Annotated in this window: 7 protein-coding genes; 5 read left to right on the forward strand and 2 right to left on the reverse strand. The window is 46.4% G+C overall.

Annotated features, from left to right (window positions below):
* Positions 1 to 76 precede the first annotated feature (76 nt).
* Entirely contained in the window at positions 77 to 1,318 is a 1,242-nt protein-coding gene (locus ACO4R2_RS03075; RefSeq protein WP_484769117.1) for a CobW family GTP-binding protein, read from the reverse strand.
* 637 nt (positions 1,319 to 1,955) lie between these two features.
* Here ACO4R2_RS03075 and hisS point away from each other — a divergent pair.
* The 5 genes from hisS to ACO4R2_RS03100 all read left to right on the forward strand — a co-directional run bounded on the left by hisS (position 1,956) and on the right by ACO4R2_RS03100 (position 13,889).
* Positions 1,956 to 3,308 (forward strand): histidine--tRNA ligase, encoded by a 1,353-nt coding sequence (hisS, locus tag ACO4R2_RS03080; RefSeq protein WP_484769118.1) that lies wholly within the window; start codon positions 1,956 to 1,958, stop codon positions 3,306 to 3,308.
* Between the two features lie 529 nt (positions 3,309 to 3,837).
* A complete protein-coding gene (locus ACO4R2_RS03085) occupies positions 3,838 to 7,284 on the forward strand; it encodes a hypothetical protein (protein ID WP_484769119.1) in 3,447 nt (1,148 codons plus the stop codon).
* 536 nt (positions 7,285 to 7,820) lie between these two features.
* Positions 7,821 to 12,242, forward strand: coding sequence for a LamG-like jellyroll fold domain-containing protein (locus ACO4R2_RS03090; RefSeq protein WP_484769120.1), 4,422 nt, complete (start codon positions 7,821 to 7,823; stop codon positions 12,240 to 12,242).
* A gap of 308 nt (positions 12,243 to 12,550) precedes the next feature.
* Positions 12,551 to 13,705, forward strand: a complete 1,155-nt coding sequence (locus ACO4R2_RS03095) for a hypothetical protein (RefSeq protein ID WP_484769121.1) — start codon at positions 12,551 to 12,553, stop codon at positions 13,703 to 13,705.
* 31 nt (positions 13,706 to 13,736) lie between these two features.
* On the forward strand, positions 13,737 to 13,889 hold the full coding sequence (locus ACO4R2_RS03100; protein ID WP_311490743.1) for a hypothetical protein: 153 nt from the start codon (positions 13,737 to 13,739) through the stop codon (positions 13,887 to 13,889).
* Positions 13,890 to 14,336: 447 nt separating this feature from the next.
* Here ACO4R2_RS03100 and ACO4R2_RS03105 read toward each other — a convergent pair whose 3' ends face one another.
* A complete protein-coding gene (locus tag ACO4R2_RS03105; RefSeq protein WP_484769122.1) occupies positions 14,337 to 15,887 on the reverse strand; it encodes a peptide MFS transporter in 1,551 nt (516 codons plus the stop codon).
* Between the last annotated feature and the right edge of the window lie 247 nt (positions 15,888 to 16,134).

A 16,134-nucleotide genomic window follows, 5' to 3' on the forward strand; every position in this document is an offset into this window, starting at 1 on the left:
ATCCTACTTATAAATATATCCCCGAAAGTTGGCAACTGCTCAACTTTCGGGGATATTTCTATACTCGTCCGTGTGTTTATTCCTTCACGAGGCATTTATCCAATAAGCGGTCAATTTCCTCGCGGTCGAGGTGTTGACCGATAAAGACAATTTTTTGCATACGGTCGCCATACTTCTCGTCCCAGTCGCGGCGCAGACCCGGCTCGCGATCCATCATGTCGCGCAACTCGTCCTCGGGCATCGTGGCATACCATTGTCCGATGCTGCTCAACCCTACTTGCTTGCCCGCTTGTTCAAACACATAGCAAATATTGCGTTCGTCGCGGAACCAGCAAATACCCTTGGCGCGGATGATACCCTTGGGCCAATGGCGCGCCACAAAGTCGTCGAAGAGCGACAACTCGAACGGCTGACGACGATAGTAGACGTATGTGCCAATGCCGTATTCTTCCGTTTCACCACCTTCGTGGTCGTGGTGGTGATGATGGTGGTGGCAATGATCATGATGGTGTTCGTGCTCCTCATGATGGTGCTCCTCTTCGTGGTGATGGTGTTCGTGCTCCTCTTCTCCCTCGTGGTGCTCCTCTTGCGGCTTCTCCAGTTCGGCCAACCAAGTGGCAGATGAAGCCACTGTTTTGAAGTTGAAGAGCTGAGTATTGAGCAGTTTGTTGAGGTCAACATTGCCGTAGTCGCACTCAATGATTTCTGCTTTCGGTTGTAATGCACGCAGAATCTCCTTGATTTTTGCCAATTCCTCCGGCTTCACTTCCGAGGCTTTGTTGAGAAGAATTATATTGCAGAATTCCACTTGCTGAATCACGAGATTGGTGATATCTTCCTCATCGATGTTTTTGCGCTGCAAGTCCTCTCCGCTGTTGAACTCATCGCGCAGGCGAAGCGCATCCACAACGGTAGCAATGCAATCCAGACGAGCAATACCGTCTTTGACCATGGCTGGATACATGGTGGGAATACTGCAAAGTGTTTGCGCGATAGGAGCCGGCTCACAAACGCCGCTGGCCTCAATCACTATGTAGTCGAATTTCTTCAGGCTCGTAATGTCGTGAACTTGTTCCATCAGGTCCGTCTTCAGCGTGCAGCAGATGCAACCATTCTGAAGAGCCACAAGGCTGTCGTCCTTCTTGCCCACGATGCCGCCTTTCTCAATGAGGCTGGCATCGATGTTTACTTCGCCGATATCGTTTACTATTACGGCAAATTTGATGCCGTTGCTGTTCGTCAGAATGCGGTTGACGAGTGTGGTTTTTCCGCTGCCCAGGTAGCCTGTCAGCAGCAGAACGGGAGTTTGTTCTATCATGTTTTTAGTCTTGTTTGTTCTTTCTGCAAAGTTATGCAGAAAACGGCTAAAAGCATAAAGTGTGCCTAAAATCAATGCAAACTTTATGAATGAAGAGGTGTGGAAACGTAAGCGAAAAAGTGTCCTTTTGTTGACAACACTCTTTGAGCGGAAAAATGGTCGATACAGTCGAAAATTCTCGGAAATCCATAGTTGCCGAAAAATGGGAGGGAAAAACCTGACGATTTTTCAGAAAAAATAGAGTGAAAACGCTTTTTTGGGGAAGAAAACCACTGTTTTTTGCTCCACAAGTTGGGATTTGCCCGTAGGTTTCCTTATTGTGCTGGAGAATATCCTTATTGTGTCAGCTGACAGGATAAGGAAGTCAGCCGATAGCCTTATTCTATCCACGAACAGCCCTATAAAAACCATGTTTTCTAAAAGTCTTTGCGGCAATCGTACGTGTTCTTTCTCGATTTCGTGCGATTCTCGCTATTGAAAAATAAGACTTTTGTTGACAAATCTTTTCTTGTGAATAAATCAGTGTTTGGAGAAGTATTCGTGCAGACCAAATGAGTGGGGGAATGCTTTTTCTATCTGTCGTAGTTCTAATTCTCTGATTTTACACTATTTTTGCACCATAAAACAACTTAGATTTATGGCAAAACCAAGCATTCCTAAAGGTACGCGCGACTTCTCTCCCATTGAGATGGCCAAGCGCAACTATATCTTTAATACGATTCGCGATGTGTATGCGCTGTATGGCTTCCGTCAGATTGAGACGCCAGCCATGGAGAACCTTTCCACGCTGATGGGCAAATATGGTGAAGAGGGGGACAAACTTCTCTTCAAAATTCTCAATTCGGGCGATTTCATGAGCAAAACGACTCCGGCTGAATTGGAGGAACACAACGTTGGACACCTGGCTGCTAAGTTCTGCGAGAAAGGACTTCGCTACGATCTGACAGTACCTTTTGCTCGCTTTGTGGTGCAGCACCGCGAGGAATTGCAGATGCCTTTTAAGCGCTATCAGATTCAGCCCGTGTGGCGTGCCGACCGTCCGCAGAAAGGTAGATACAGAGAGTTCTATCAGTGTGATGCCGACGTGGTTGGCTCCGACAGCCTGCTCAACGAAGTGGAGCTGATGCAGATCATAGACGAGGTGTTCCACCGCTTTGGCATACGTGTGGCCATTAAAATCAATAACCGCAAGATTCTTTCCGGTATAGCCGAAGTGATTGGCGAAGCCGAGAAAATTGTGGATATCACCGTGGCCATCGACAAGCTCGATAAGATTGGTCTCGACAATGTGAATGCCGAATTGCTCGCCAATGGTCTGACACAAGAGGCCGTTGAGAAACTGCAACCCATCATCAGTCTCAGCGGAACAAATGCGGAGAAAATAGCAACGATGCGTGAGGTGTTGGCAAGTTCAGAGGTCGGACTCAAAGGTGTTGCAGAAGTGGAGTTTGTGCTCAATAATCTGGGCGAACTGGTCAATCAGATTGACCTCGACCTCACTTTGGCGCGCGGTTTGAACTACTACACCGGCTGCATCTTCGAAGTGAAGGCGCTCGACGTGGAAATAGGTTCAATCACAGGCGGAGGTCGCTACGACAACCTCACGGGTATCTTCGGTATGCCTGGCCTTAGTGGCGTGGGCATCAGCTTTGGTGCCGACCGCATCTATGACGTACTCAATCAGCTCGAACTCTATCCCGAGGATACGGCACAAGGAGCGCAACTCTTGTTTATCAATTTTGGCGAAAAGGAAGCGGCATATTGCATGAGTCTTGCCCGTCAAACGCGCGCTGCCGGTATTTCTACGGAAGTTTACCCCGACAGTGTGAAAATGAAGAAGCAGATGAGCTACGCCAACGCCCAGCAAATCCCGTTTGTGGCCCTTTGTGGCGAAACGGAAATGCAGGAGAAGAAAGTGGCGCTGAAGAATATGCTCACGGGCGAACAGACTTCGCTCACCGTTGAAGAGCTCATCGAGAAAATCCGATAAGTTCCACTCGATGGCGCAAGGCTCTGTTGAGTCCGCCATCTCATACACATATTTCATTCCCCCTACGTTGTGTCGCCGCACTCGCGTATGGGGAATGTTTATTGTGAGGACACATCCGAGAGCAGAATAGAGCTTCTCGTGGATTTCTTCCTGTTTCCTATCAACAGCCCCTATAGCTATTCCTTATATATATAATGAAGTAGTTGTATATCCTACACCTCTGTTTGTCTAAAATATTGAAAGGCATACCCACTTCAAAGTGATTGATTTCTGAAAAGCGCAGAAAATAAGGTCAGTAAGGCTCTGGTGGAGCGCCGTTGTGCGAGAATCTATGGTTTTGAGCCACATTTCTATTTCAATAATTGTTAAACGTAAGCTGAGCATTGTTGTGTCGACTTTGCAAATAATAAAGAAAAAGTTTGTTTTTACTAATCTTATTATTTATTTTTGTCGCGAAAAGTGTAAAGCATGACAACTAAAAAGGACATTATTTACTATTCATATCTAATCTAACTTTAATTACAAACTTATGAGAAAAGTCTATACTTTTCTGGCATCTGCAGTGCTGTTTGCTGTTGGTGCCGTGAGCGCACAGGCGCAGAAGTATTACGACGTCCCAGGTTTTGAGAACCGCGAGTTCGTGACCGAAATCACTCCGGGACAGCAAGTAGTGCTTCATACTGCTAGTGCGGGTACACCTAACTACCTCAGTGGTTCGGTGAAGTCTGCAACTGCTGGCGAGAATGCTGTTTACGCATTCGAAGAGGCAGGTGCTGACTCTAAAGGCGTGATGACTTACTACCTGAAGCAGGTTAACACAGGCAAGTATCTGGAAGATCCTCAGTACGCTAGTGGCGTTGAGTATGTTTCTTCTACTGCCAAAGCTTTCCGCTTCTATGCTAAGCATCCCGAGAACTTCTATTACAAAGGCGAGACAGTTCCTTCTGACGCTGATGTAACAACTACAGCTGTTTATGACTCAGCTCACTACAACAAAGTAAAGCCTGAAGGTGCTTACATCTTCACCAACGTTGACTACGCTAACAAGCCTATCAATGCTGATAATAAGGTTTACTTCTCTCCTTGGTGGTCAGATGCTAAGACTGCTGCATTCTGGGGTTACCAGGATACTAACACTTGGTACGTTTACACTGTAACGGCTAAGGCTGGTAGTGCTCTCCTCGAGGCTGTAATCACTGACCTCTTCCCAAGTGGTACTAGCGAGCTCTATCCTACGGGTGAAAATGTAGGTTGTGTTTCTGAAGCACAGCAGAATGCTATGAAGGCTGCTTACGATGCTGCTGTTAACCAGCTCAACAACGGTGCAACCGATGCTACTGCTTGCGAGCAGAAAGCTGCTGAACTCAAGACCGCTTACGAAGCTTATATCGCTGCTCGTATTCCGATGAAGGCTGGTTACTACGTATTCACTAGCACAGGCCGTGGTGCTTCTGCTGGTATCTACGAAAAGGACAAGGCTCTCTACTGGATGAACTGGGAAGTTCCTACAACGTATACCATTGCTGATGCTGCTTACATCTGGAAGGTTTCTGCTGCTGAAGACAAAGACACTTATCGTGTTCAGAACTTCTTGTCAAAGAACTATGCTTCTAATGTACAAACTTCTACATTGGTTCAAACTGTTGCTGAAAACGCACCTGCTTACAAGTTCGTTTCTAGCGCGCTCGACGCTTCTAAGTTTGCTATCGGTCCTGTTAAGACTGGTAATTATGGTTTCCTCCACGAAGAGGGCGGTTCTGGTAAGGGTCGTATCGTAGGTTGGGAAGCTGCTTCCGAACCTTCTGCTTGGACAATCATCCCCGTTGCTGATGCTGTCATCACAGCTCTCGAATCTCAAGTTAAGGCTTATAACGACAGCGTTGCTCAGGCTCAGCTGAACATTAACTTCAAGAAGCTTTACAACAATGCAGCTGCTGCTTACACTGACAACAACTTCTACAAGCTCACTTCTGGTCAGAACCTCTCTGCTGATGGTTCTACTATCATGTTCGACGACCCAGGTAGCGCAACAGATGCTTCTCAGTTCTCTTCTAATGCTAAGGAAGCAAGCGAAGGTACTTTTGAAGGTCTCATCGACGGTATTGCTACAGCTACTTCTAGCCAGGGCAATAACAACTGGTACTTCCACACAGCTTGGAAGGGTACTATTGCTGAACCTCACTACTTGCAGGTTGAGTTGCCTTCTGCAATCCAGAATCCGCTCTTCCAGTTCGCTAAGCGTACCAATGCTAGCTACAACCACTTGAGAAGCTTCCGTCTCGAAGTTTCTAACGATACTACTGCAGGTTGGACTGATGCTGGCGTATTCGGTGTTAACTACAACCGTACAGGTGTAGTAGGTAACGATACTGTAAAGAACGCTGTAGCACTCGTAGGTGCAAACCTCTCTGCTGCTTACAAGTTCTTCCGCATCGTTTGTCTTGAGTCCACTGGTTCTCAGTCTTTGAATGGTTATGACTTCTTCCATATCGGTGAGCTCCGTATCTATGACGGCGCAACTGTAGATGCTGCTAAGTCAATCAATAGTGTTCTCGACGCTACTGCTAAGAACAATCTGAACAATCAGATGACTGCTGCTTTGGCTCTCATCAATGCAGGCACTGCTGTTACTCAGGCTCAGTATGATGCCCTCAAGGCTGCTTACGATGCTTATGTTGCTGCTGTTCCTAACAAGTCTAAGTTGACCAGCGCTATTGCTGAAGCAAAGGCTCAGGCTGCTGCTGCTGCTGAAGGCGAAGGTCTCGGTTTCTTCGAAGTAGGTGCTGGTGCACAACTCACTGCTGCTGCAGAAGCTGTTGCTAACCAGGTATCTGACGACGTGATGACTGCTGCTCAGATCCAGTCTCTCACTGAACAACTCAATACTGCTGTTGCTGCTTTCAACGCTAAGTTGCACATGCCTGAAAATGGTAAGTACTACTACATCAAGTGTGCTACTTCTGGTGAAGCTGCTAACAACTACGTTTACACTACTGATAATGGCAAGGCTCAGATCCGCTGGGGTGGTTTCGATGCTTCTAAGGGTAAGGATGCTCACCTCTCTGATGGTGCTCGTCTGAACTTCATCTGGAAGGCTGTTAAGAATGGTCCTAGCTCATATAGCTTCATGAATGCTGCAACAGGTACTTATATGGCAACTCAGCCAACTAACAACATGGGTATGTTCATGCGCCTCGATGCAGATTCATCTGCTATGAACCTGCGTTCTGCTAAGGTTGGTGGTTTGTTCAACTTCGTTCAGGCTGACAATGTATTTGCTAATGCTAAACCAGGTACTAAGACTGTTGTTACTTGGAACTCTGCTTCTGGTACAGACAACTCTGCTTTCTTCTTCGAAGAGGCTACTGACTGGAACCGCGCATACTACCTGGATATGACCTCTCCTGCTATCGTTACTCTTCCGTTCGACGTTCTCGACGCTCCTGAAGGTGGTAAGATCTACTTGCCTCTCGGTCTGAACAAGACAAAGGGTACAATGGAATTTGCTGAAGTTTCTGCTTCTGTTCCTGCTGGAACTCCGCTCTTAGTTGTTCCTAACGCAGGTGAAGAAGGCGTTGAGATTTCTCTCTCTGCTGCTTCTCTCGAGGCTATCAACTACACGCTGACTCCGGTTACTTATACGAATGCTACGACTGGTGCTGCATTCGCTGGTACTTTGGCTCCTGTTGCTCTTCCTGCAACGGCTGTTGTTCTCAACGCACAGGGTACTACCTTCCTCAAGGCTGAGAAGGACGCAACTAGCCGCGCTAACGATGGTTACTTCACTAACCTCGGTGAGTTCACTGGAAACGGTGACTACTCTGTAAACATTGACCCAGATCTCGTAACTGGTATCAATAGCGCAGTGCTCAACGTTGTGAAGTCTGGTAAGATCTATGATCTCCAGGGTCGTGAAGTTCAGAAGGCTCAGAAGGGTCTCTACATCATCAACGGCAAGAAGGTTCTCGTTAAGTAATTCGAGACATCTCTATAACTTTTCAGAAGGTCGCCCCAATGTGGGCGGCCTTTTTTGTTTCCTTTCTGTGAAGCCTCCTCTCTCGGAAAATGTTTAGCACATTTTCTCCCACTCGAGCGTTTGTTAATGCTCGAGCACAGTCGTCTGTTAAAATCAAAGAACAACCTTACAAAGAATCTTTCCTTGGAGTTTCTGAAAAAAAAGATCTAACAGAGGCGCAGTACTACAATATGCACCATCGTAAATATCCTTATTGCGTTTGAGAATACAATAAGGGCGTCGGCTGACAGAATAAGGCTGTCAGCTGATATCCTTATTGTATTTTTAGTTTGCTTCTACATAACTATAATTATGGCTTGCAGCCACTTGGAAGCCGTTGCGAAGCCCTCACTGCTTTTATGAACATTTTATTTTTTTTAGAAGTTAAGGGGCTAACTCTTTGTATATATTCGAAAAAGCTTATTATTGCTTGTTTTTTCTGCCTATAATCTGTATTTTAGCACCCCGAGAAAGCAATACTACACAAATAATTACCTATGAAACAAATCTCCAAGCACTTATTAGTGCTGGCAGGAGCAAGTCTTTCACTTTCGGCAGTTGCACAAGATGTGGACTATACGAAGTATCCAGACTACACTGCCGTAACGAAAGCTGACCCTACTTTGCGCGCGCGTAGAGGACCTACTCAGCGACCCGATCATGTGAATAACGGGGAATCTCGTTGTTTCCCTCCCGTTGTCAATCAGGACGGCGGTTCATGTGGTTCGGCCTCTCGTATTTATTACATGTTCACCTATGAGATCAACGCTTATAGGAATGCAGACGGCAAAAAGCCCGAGAACCAGTATCCCACCCACTTCACTTGGCTGCTTACCAATTCCAATTCCGGTAAGGAAGGAATGGCACGCGCCAATGGTATCCCCAATTCTGTGACTTATGGTGGTAATACCTATTCTCGCCTTTTTGGTAATCAAGTTTGCGAAAGCAATGATTTCGGTTGGATGCAAGGCTACGACAAATGGTTTGAAGCCATGCACAACCGCATTAGCCGCTCAGCCAATTTCCCTCTCTCTGTTGAAACAGAAGAAGGTCGTGAGGCTGTGAAAAACTGGCTCTGGAACCACAATGGCGACCCCGACTTTGAGGGACGTGGTGGTATCTGCGGTATCGGTGTGGCCAGCGGTGGCGACTGGAAACCTATTCCGTACACAGAAAAAAACAAAAGTATCGGTGTTGCTGGTAAGCAGTTTGTCAAGAGTTGGGGTAAGCAAGTGGACCACGCTCTTACCATTGTGGGCTACGACGACCGCATTGAGTTCGACCTCGACGGCAACGGTATAGCGGGCGAAAAGGACAAGGACGAAGTTGGCGCATGGATTATCGTCAACAGTTGGAGTCCTTGGTGGGCTAACAACGGTTTCATCTACTGCCCTTATAAGCACGCTGTTCCTGTTGGGACAAGCGGAGGCTACTATAAGCCCGAGATTTATTACGTTCGTAAGAACTATCGCCCGCTCAAGACTCTCAAAATCCGTATGGCTTACTCCAAGCGTAGTGAGTTGAGCTTGAAAGCCGGTATCGCAGCCGACACCTCAGCCACTGTGCCTGAACAGGAAATCCAGATGGAGCATTTCAACTATGCTGGTGATGGCGATGGCGACGGAGTAGATGCAGAAACTCCGATGTTGGGCCGTTGGGCAGATGGTGTCCACAAAGAAGCAATGGAGTTTGGCTATGACATAACAGACCTCTCCGGTGTGCTCGACCCCTCTAAACCCGCTAAATACTTCTTTGTTATCGATTCCAAGAGCACGGCTAATGGTGTGGGTAAAGTAGAAGCCGTTTCACTGATGGATTATACCCATGGCGAACCCGGTATCGAAATCCCATTCCCCCTCGGCAACGGCGTGGATATCAAAACACAGGGCGAACGCACTATCATCTCTTTCTCTGTGCCTGGCGAGTTTATAGCTAAACCGCGCAATGTGGTTTACGCTAACAACCAACTCACTTGGGACGACCCCGAAACATGTACTTATGCGCTCACAGGCTATAAGATTTACAAAGATGGCGTGCTGATGTCAACAGTGGGCAAGGATGTTCACACAGCTTCAGCAGCAGCAAGTGGCAACTATGCTGTAGAAGCTATCTATGACAACGAAGGTGTGGCAATGGCTTCCGCTCGCGTGGATGCTACGCCTACTGACTTCCATGGCACTACGGCTACTGCCGACTTCACGCGTAAGTTCTTCGGAGGTGGCATCCGCATCAAAGATCTCTTCAAGAAGACATACAAACAAGCAACTATTGAATACTGGCTCAGACCTATCGACTGTGTAGAAAATGGTCAGCAAGTGGGTCCAGGATGGGGCGACTTCCTCATCTGTGGCAATGCTCAGGGTCAAGTAGTCTTTGGTTGGGACAATAACAACAAGGCAACAACGCGTCGTAGCACGCTTCTGCCCAATGGTTGGAAGCACATCGCCATTGTTATCGACGGCAAGAAGGCTACAGCTTATATCAATGGCGTTAAGCAAGGCGAGGTGGCAGGACCTAAAGAAGGTCTTGGAGGATTCGGCGACTTTGTTGTAGGTCGTGATGGTAATGAAGGTATCCGCGGTGAGCTCAATGAAGTTCGCGTTTGGAGCACCGCTCGTTCACAAACACAGATTCAGCAGTATATGTACACGCAGATAGCGAACCCCGCAACCGAACCAGGACTCTTGGCTGAAGTAACAATGGACGAACCAGCTGATCAAGCGCTCACCGATAAGGCAAACAACCACGTGATTGAGCTGATTGGCAAGACACCATTACGTTTGCTCAATACCAATTGCAAAGATAAGCGTACACTCAAAGCCGATTTCTCCTTCCCTCAAGGCACTGTATATAGCAATGCTGCTGTACAGCTCGTCAATGAATCAGCAGGTAACGCTGTGAAATTCAACTGGACAGTGAAAGACGGTAGTAAGACCACTAACTACAATACTCCCGAGCCTTCAGTAATCTTCCAAACTGCTGGTGAGAAGACGGTTTCTCTCCGCGTTGAGGACGCTACAGGTAAAGCCGACTCTCTCACTAAGAATGTAACCGTTGTTTCTCAGAATCTTCCGAAAGCTAACTTCTTCGGTCCTGAGGAGGTTTACATCAATACGCCTGTGACTTTTGTCAACCAGTCTTCTCCTCTCGAAGGCGTTAAGTATGCGTGGACAACAGAGGGAGCTGACAAGAATGCGTCAACCTCTCAGCACTTCTCCACTACTTATAAGACTCCTGGCGTTTATGACGTGAAACTGACCGTTACGAATGGTGCAGGTTCTACGGAATGTGTTCATAGAATCAATGTTCTGAACCTCCATCCGATTGTAAACTTTGAAGTAGAGAAGGGTGCTGTTCGTCGTAACACTTATGTGCGTCTGACCGACCGTTCACAGCACGATCCAACGCAATGGCACTGGGAAATCTCTTCTGCCGACACTGTGATCGTTCATGAAGGAACGCTCCGCGGCTATCGCTTCACCGAACCTGGTCGCTACGACATCCGTCTCGACGCTGGTAACGATTGCGGTTGGGGCACTTACACACTCCGCAATGCAGTGGAAGTGAGCAACGAAGATCCTAAGACGGGTCTCAACTTCAAGGGGGTTGCTTCTGAATATGTTAGCTTCGATAATCCGTTACCAACGACTGGCAACAACGATATCACTATCGATTACTGGTTTAACGCACAACCTGTTTCAACTTACAACAACCAGGTGGGCGACCAGAATTTCTACACGCGCGCACTCTATAATGGTAGTGTGCTCCTCACCATCGGTGACAAGCACTACACCTCTTGCGCTAACTTCTATCGTGTAGGCGAATGGCACCACTATGCCTTTGTCTTCAGCGGAGAATACTGCAACCTCTATCGCGACTGTCAGCTCATCGAGCAGATCAAGATTGGCAACGTTAATCTCCGTCAGAACCTCCCCGCTAAGTTCCGCCTTGGTAGCGCAGAAGCTCCTATGAAGGGTATTCTCGATGAATTCCGTATTTGGAACTCTGCTCTCACGAAGGAACAGTTGCACGCACTCTCTAATCAGAGTATTAAGAAGGTGGCTGATGCAGAGCGTGACCACAACCTGGTGCTCTACTATCAGTTCAACCAGAGTGGTGGCGATGTGGAAGATGCCGCTAGCGGTGCTCACACAGGTAAGCGCGTAGGCTTCGGCCCTGATGGCGATGCTTGGAGCAATTCTATCGGTGCTTTCTGCCTCTCTAAGAACGGCGTTCAAGAAATCACTGAAAAGTATCTCACTAACTACAAGCGTCCGTTCTTCTATACGAGCGAAACAATCAATAAGGCTTACGGCTCACGCTTTGCAGGTCTTGAAATTGGTACGCAGCGTTCTGGCTGGCAACAAGAAAATGTTGCTACTGTGGGCGATGTTAAGATGAGCTTCTTTGTTGACCGTGAGCAGAATGATCTCCTCTCTCTCATGACAGGTGCACTTGCTTTCGCCGACTCAGCAAAGAATCTGAAACTCTATCAAACCATCACGCTGCCGGCTGGCTACTACACGTTCGGTATGATTCCTCACGACTTCACTGGCGTTAATGGTTCTTACCTCGTTGTTAACAAGGGCGCAAGTCTGCCCGATGCTAAGCAGTTGCAGAAGGCTATCGCCTCTACAGGTTTGCACAATATGGAAGTCAACTTCCGTTTGCCAGAAGAAACAGAAGTTTCTCTCGGTTTGCTCTGCAACACGAGTGGTTACACAATGTTCAACGTGAATCGCTTCTATCTGAATCGTAAGGGTTCTAACGATAACTGGACTTACACGAGCGTTGATACTCCGGAAATCACTCCTGCTGAAACTGAAGCTCCCGTTGTTTACGACCTCCAAGGTCGCCGCGTGGAGAAAGTACAGCAAGGTTTGTATATCGTGAACGGTAAGAAAGTCTTTGTAAAGTAAAGACCCAATAACTCCTTAAGGCTATTTGTAGCCACAAACACATTACACCTGAGAAAGTGTAGCGTTTGTGGCTACTTTTTTATTCCTCCTTTTAGTACTAAAGAAGGCGTGTGTAGTGAGCGGAAAATATCAAAATGTTCTCCTAAAGCTATGAAAGTAAGGACATAAACTGTAAACTCTTAAAAAATGTTGTGCTTGTCTGAAATAATTGCTTACTTTTGCATTCAGATAATGCTATAATATTTTTCAGATAACTCGTTTAGTTGGAATAAAAGGAAACTATTCAAACCTAATAAATAAAACCAATTATGAAGAAGTTTTACAACTTGAAGATGATGCTCCTCGTAGCTCTTTTGAGCCTCGTTGGAGTGAGTGTTAATGCGCAGGAGGTAGCGTACAAAACGCTTGATTTTGCGCAGGCAGAAATGGAATCTTGTGATCAGTACGATCAAAAGTGGACGGCTACATTTAGTGATGATACTTGGGTAATGAATGCTTTCAGTAATTATAGTAATGTATGGAAATATGTTAAATGTGGTTCACACAAGGAAGAAAGTACAGCAACCATTACTACTGGTACTGCCTATGAAAAAGCATTAACTAAAGTTGTTGTAACTATTGATAAGATCACTACGAATTTAGTTAAAAATATTCAGTTGCAGATTTCTAATGATACCGCATTTAGTAGTCCAACTACCATTACTGCTCCTATTTCAGATCTGAAGGCAGGAGATTTGGTATTCGCTATTTCCGCGCCCCGAGCTAATGCTTACTATCGACTTGTTTTTAATTGCAAGAAACCTTCTAATAAGAAGAGTAAGAAAAATGGCTATGTTCAAATCTCAAAGATTGTTTACTATGCAGCTGCTTCAGCAGAGAGTCATGATGTTAAGGTGAACATCGGTGCAACAGGTTATGCAACTCTCTATTATAGCGATCGTGCGCTCGTTGTTCCTGAAAATGTATATGCATACACTTATAAAGTTACAAACGGCAAGTTGGACGAAAGCTATCTTTACAATGCTGGTGAAACAATTCCTGCTGCTACAGGCGTAGTGCTCAAGGCTGCTCCTGGCGAATATACTTTTGCCGCTTCTCAGAACGCTGGCGATGTAGATGCAGACAACCTTCTCAAGGGTTCTGACGAAGCTGCACTGACAACTGGTGGTGCTGTTTACTATAAGCTCTCTCTGAACAAGGCTGGTGACGCTAATTCTGTAGGTTTCTATTATGGTGCTGCTGATGGTGCTGCTTTCACCAATGGTGCTCATAAGGCTTATCTCGCCCTCCCCGCAGCAAGTGGTGTGCGCGCTTTCCTCTTCAATGGAAATACTACTACAGGCATCCAGAACGCAACAGCTAACAACGCTGCTTCTCAGGTTTACGACCTCCAAGGTCGCCGCGTTCAGAGCGCACAGAAGGGCCTCTATATCATCAATGGTAAGAAGGTTCTCGTTAAGTAAGAAGTATAAATAGCTAAATCTTATAAAGAATATGAAGGTATATATCAAACCAGCATCTGTTGAATACAGTATTTTCGTAGAAACAAGTCTGATGCTCTCTGCGAATAATGAAGTAGGTGGTCCCCAGCTCACTCGTCAGCATGGTTCATGGAACAGCGAAGACTGGAACGAAGAAGAAAACTAAAAATACCTATCTCCCTCTACAGCATTAGCTTGTAGAGATGGTATTTACAAATACATTCTAAGAAAGGAGGCGCATCATTGATGCGCCTCCTTTTTGCATGATAGTAGCTCCCTGAACGAGCAATCAAGTGGGATGAGTAATACTAGTGAGGATCGTATCTTCTTATTGTTTTCCTTATTGCGTTTGAAAACACAATAAGGATGTCAGCTCACGCCCTTATTGTGTTCTCAAAAGCAATAAGGGTATTTACCGCTTTCTGTATTCTTTCTGTTTCCCTCCAGCGTATGTTTCACCACAGCTCCATTTGGTCAAGTGTTCTATAAAAAATGTCCGCAAAGCCTATATTCAGACTTTGCGGACAGATAAGTTTATGCTTCCGTGCGATTCACGACAGAAGCACGACGGAAAGAGATGCTGCTTTGTGGGCAGCATTCTCTAATAGATTCATTAAGCCGTCATTTTGTTGAGTTTCTTCAAGAGTGCGAACATCACGAGGGCACTGACAAGGCAGAGAGCAATCAGAATGCCCCAGTTGTACATCAGTGGGATGCGGTTCCAAAGCATTGAGGGGATAGAGCTTAGGTAGTTACCAATGGCTGTTGCCACAAACCAGCCGCCCATCATCAACCCCTTGTATTTGGGAGGAGCCACCTTGCTCACAAAGGAGATACCCATGGGCGAAAGTAGCAACTCAGCCAGCGTGAGGGTGAAATAGGTGGAGATCAGCCAGCTTGGTGAAAGGATGCTTTGTGTCTTGTCGCCCAAGTCCATCGGAGAAATCAAGTTGGTAGATGCCAATGTGATGACAGCAAAGCCCACTGCTGCTACGAACATACCCAAAGCAATACGTGCGGGAGCGCTCACCTCATGTCCCTTCTTTGCCAAGTAGCCGAAGAAGAGCATGCTAAACGGTGTCAGTGCAACGACGAAGAAGGGGTTGAACTGTTGGAAGTCGGACGGCTGCGACATGGTGGGATCTTCCATGTTCATGAAGAGAGCGATAGCTCCAGCCCATGCCAGAAGTGTGACAACACTGCAAAGCACCTTATTCTTTCCCGTCTTCGCTTGGAAAGTGCCGATACCTGTGTACACAGAAAGAGCAATCAAGGCCAAGCTGAAGATATTGAACCAGATACGCATCGAACCAGATACGGAGAGATTGGTGTATTTCTTAGCAAAGAAAGTCAGTGCAGAACCGTTCTGGTGGAATGCCATCCAGAAGAAGATAACCACGCCGAAGACGAGCAGGAGGGCAACAATGCGATCTCTGGTTTGTTTCGGAGTGAGTTCTTCCATTTCCTGCTTAGATTCCTTAGCCTGTTTAGCAGTGATGTCAGCATGTTTGAACCAGCCGCGGAAGGCAAAGTACACAACGGCGGAGAAAATCAGCGAAATACAAGCCACACCGAAGCAAAGACCGTAGGCACCATATAAAGCCTTGAGATAAGCCGGATCTTGGTTCGCTGCATCATAAACGAAGCCATACTGACCTAAATAGAGATTCGTAATCCATTTGGCCATTGAGGGGGCAAACATAGAGCCGAGATTGATAGCCATATAGAAGAGGCTAAAAGCTGAATCGCGGCTGGATGCGTACTGCGGGCTGTCGTAAAGATTACCTACCAGTACTTGCAGATTGCCTTTGAAAAGACCCGTACCCAGCGATACGCAAGCGAGACCTGCAAACATGGCAATTTTGCCCATTTCATCGGCGCCTGTTGGGATAGCCAGTCCGAGATAACCAAGGAACATAGTGGCGAAACCGAGGGTGACACACTTGCCGTAACCAATCTTGTCGGCCAGCATACCTCCGAGGAGTGGAGCAAAATACACTACAGCGAGGAAGATGGCGTAGACTTGTCCTGCTTCTGACTCTGTCCATCCAAACTTGGCCTGCATGAAAAGCGCGAAGATGGCAAGCATCGTGTAATAGCCGAAGCGCTCGCCTGTGTTGGCCAAAGCCAACGCATACAATCCTTTTGGTTGATTTTCAAACATACTTTGTTTTGTTGTGGTTAGAAATTATTTTGAATTGATTTTAGTTGCTGAAATGGTAAGGGAACACGAATTTTACGAATTAGGCGAATGGAGCGAATTTATTTTATTATAAATATTTTCATTCTTTCTAAAGTTGTAAAAAGTGACGTATTTATTTTGAATTGATTTTAGTTGCTGAAATGGTAAGGGAATACGAATTTTACGAATTAGGCGAATGGAGCGAATTTATTTTATTATAAATATTTTC

Source organism: Alloprevotella sp. (genome assembly GCF_057240785.1).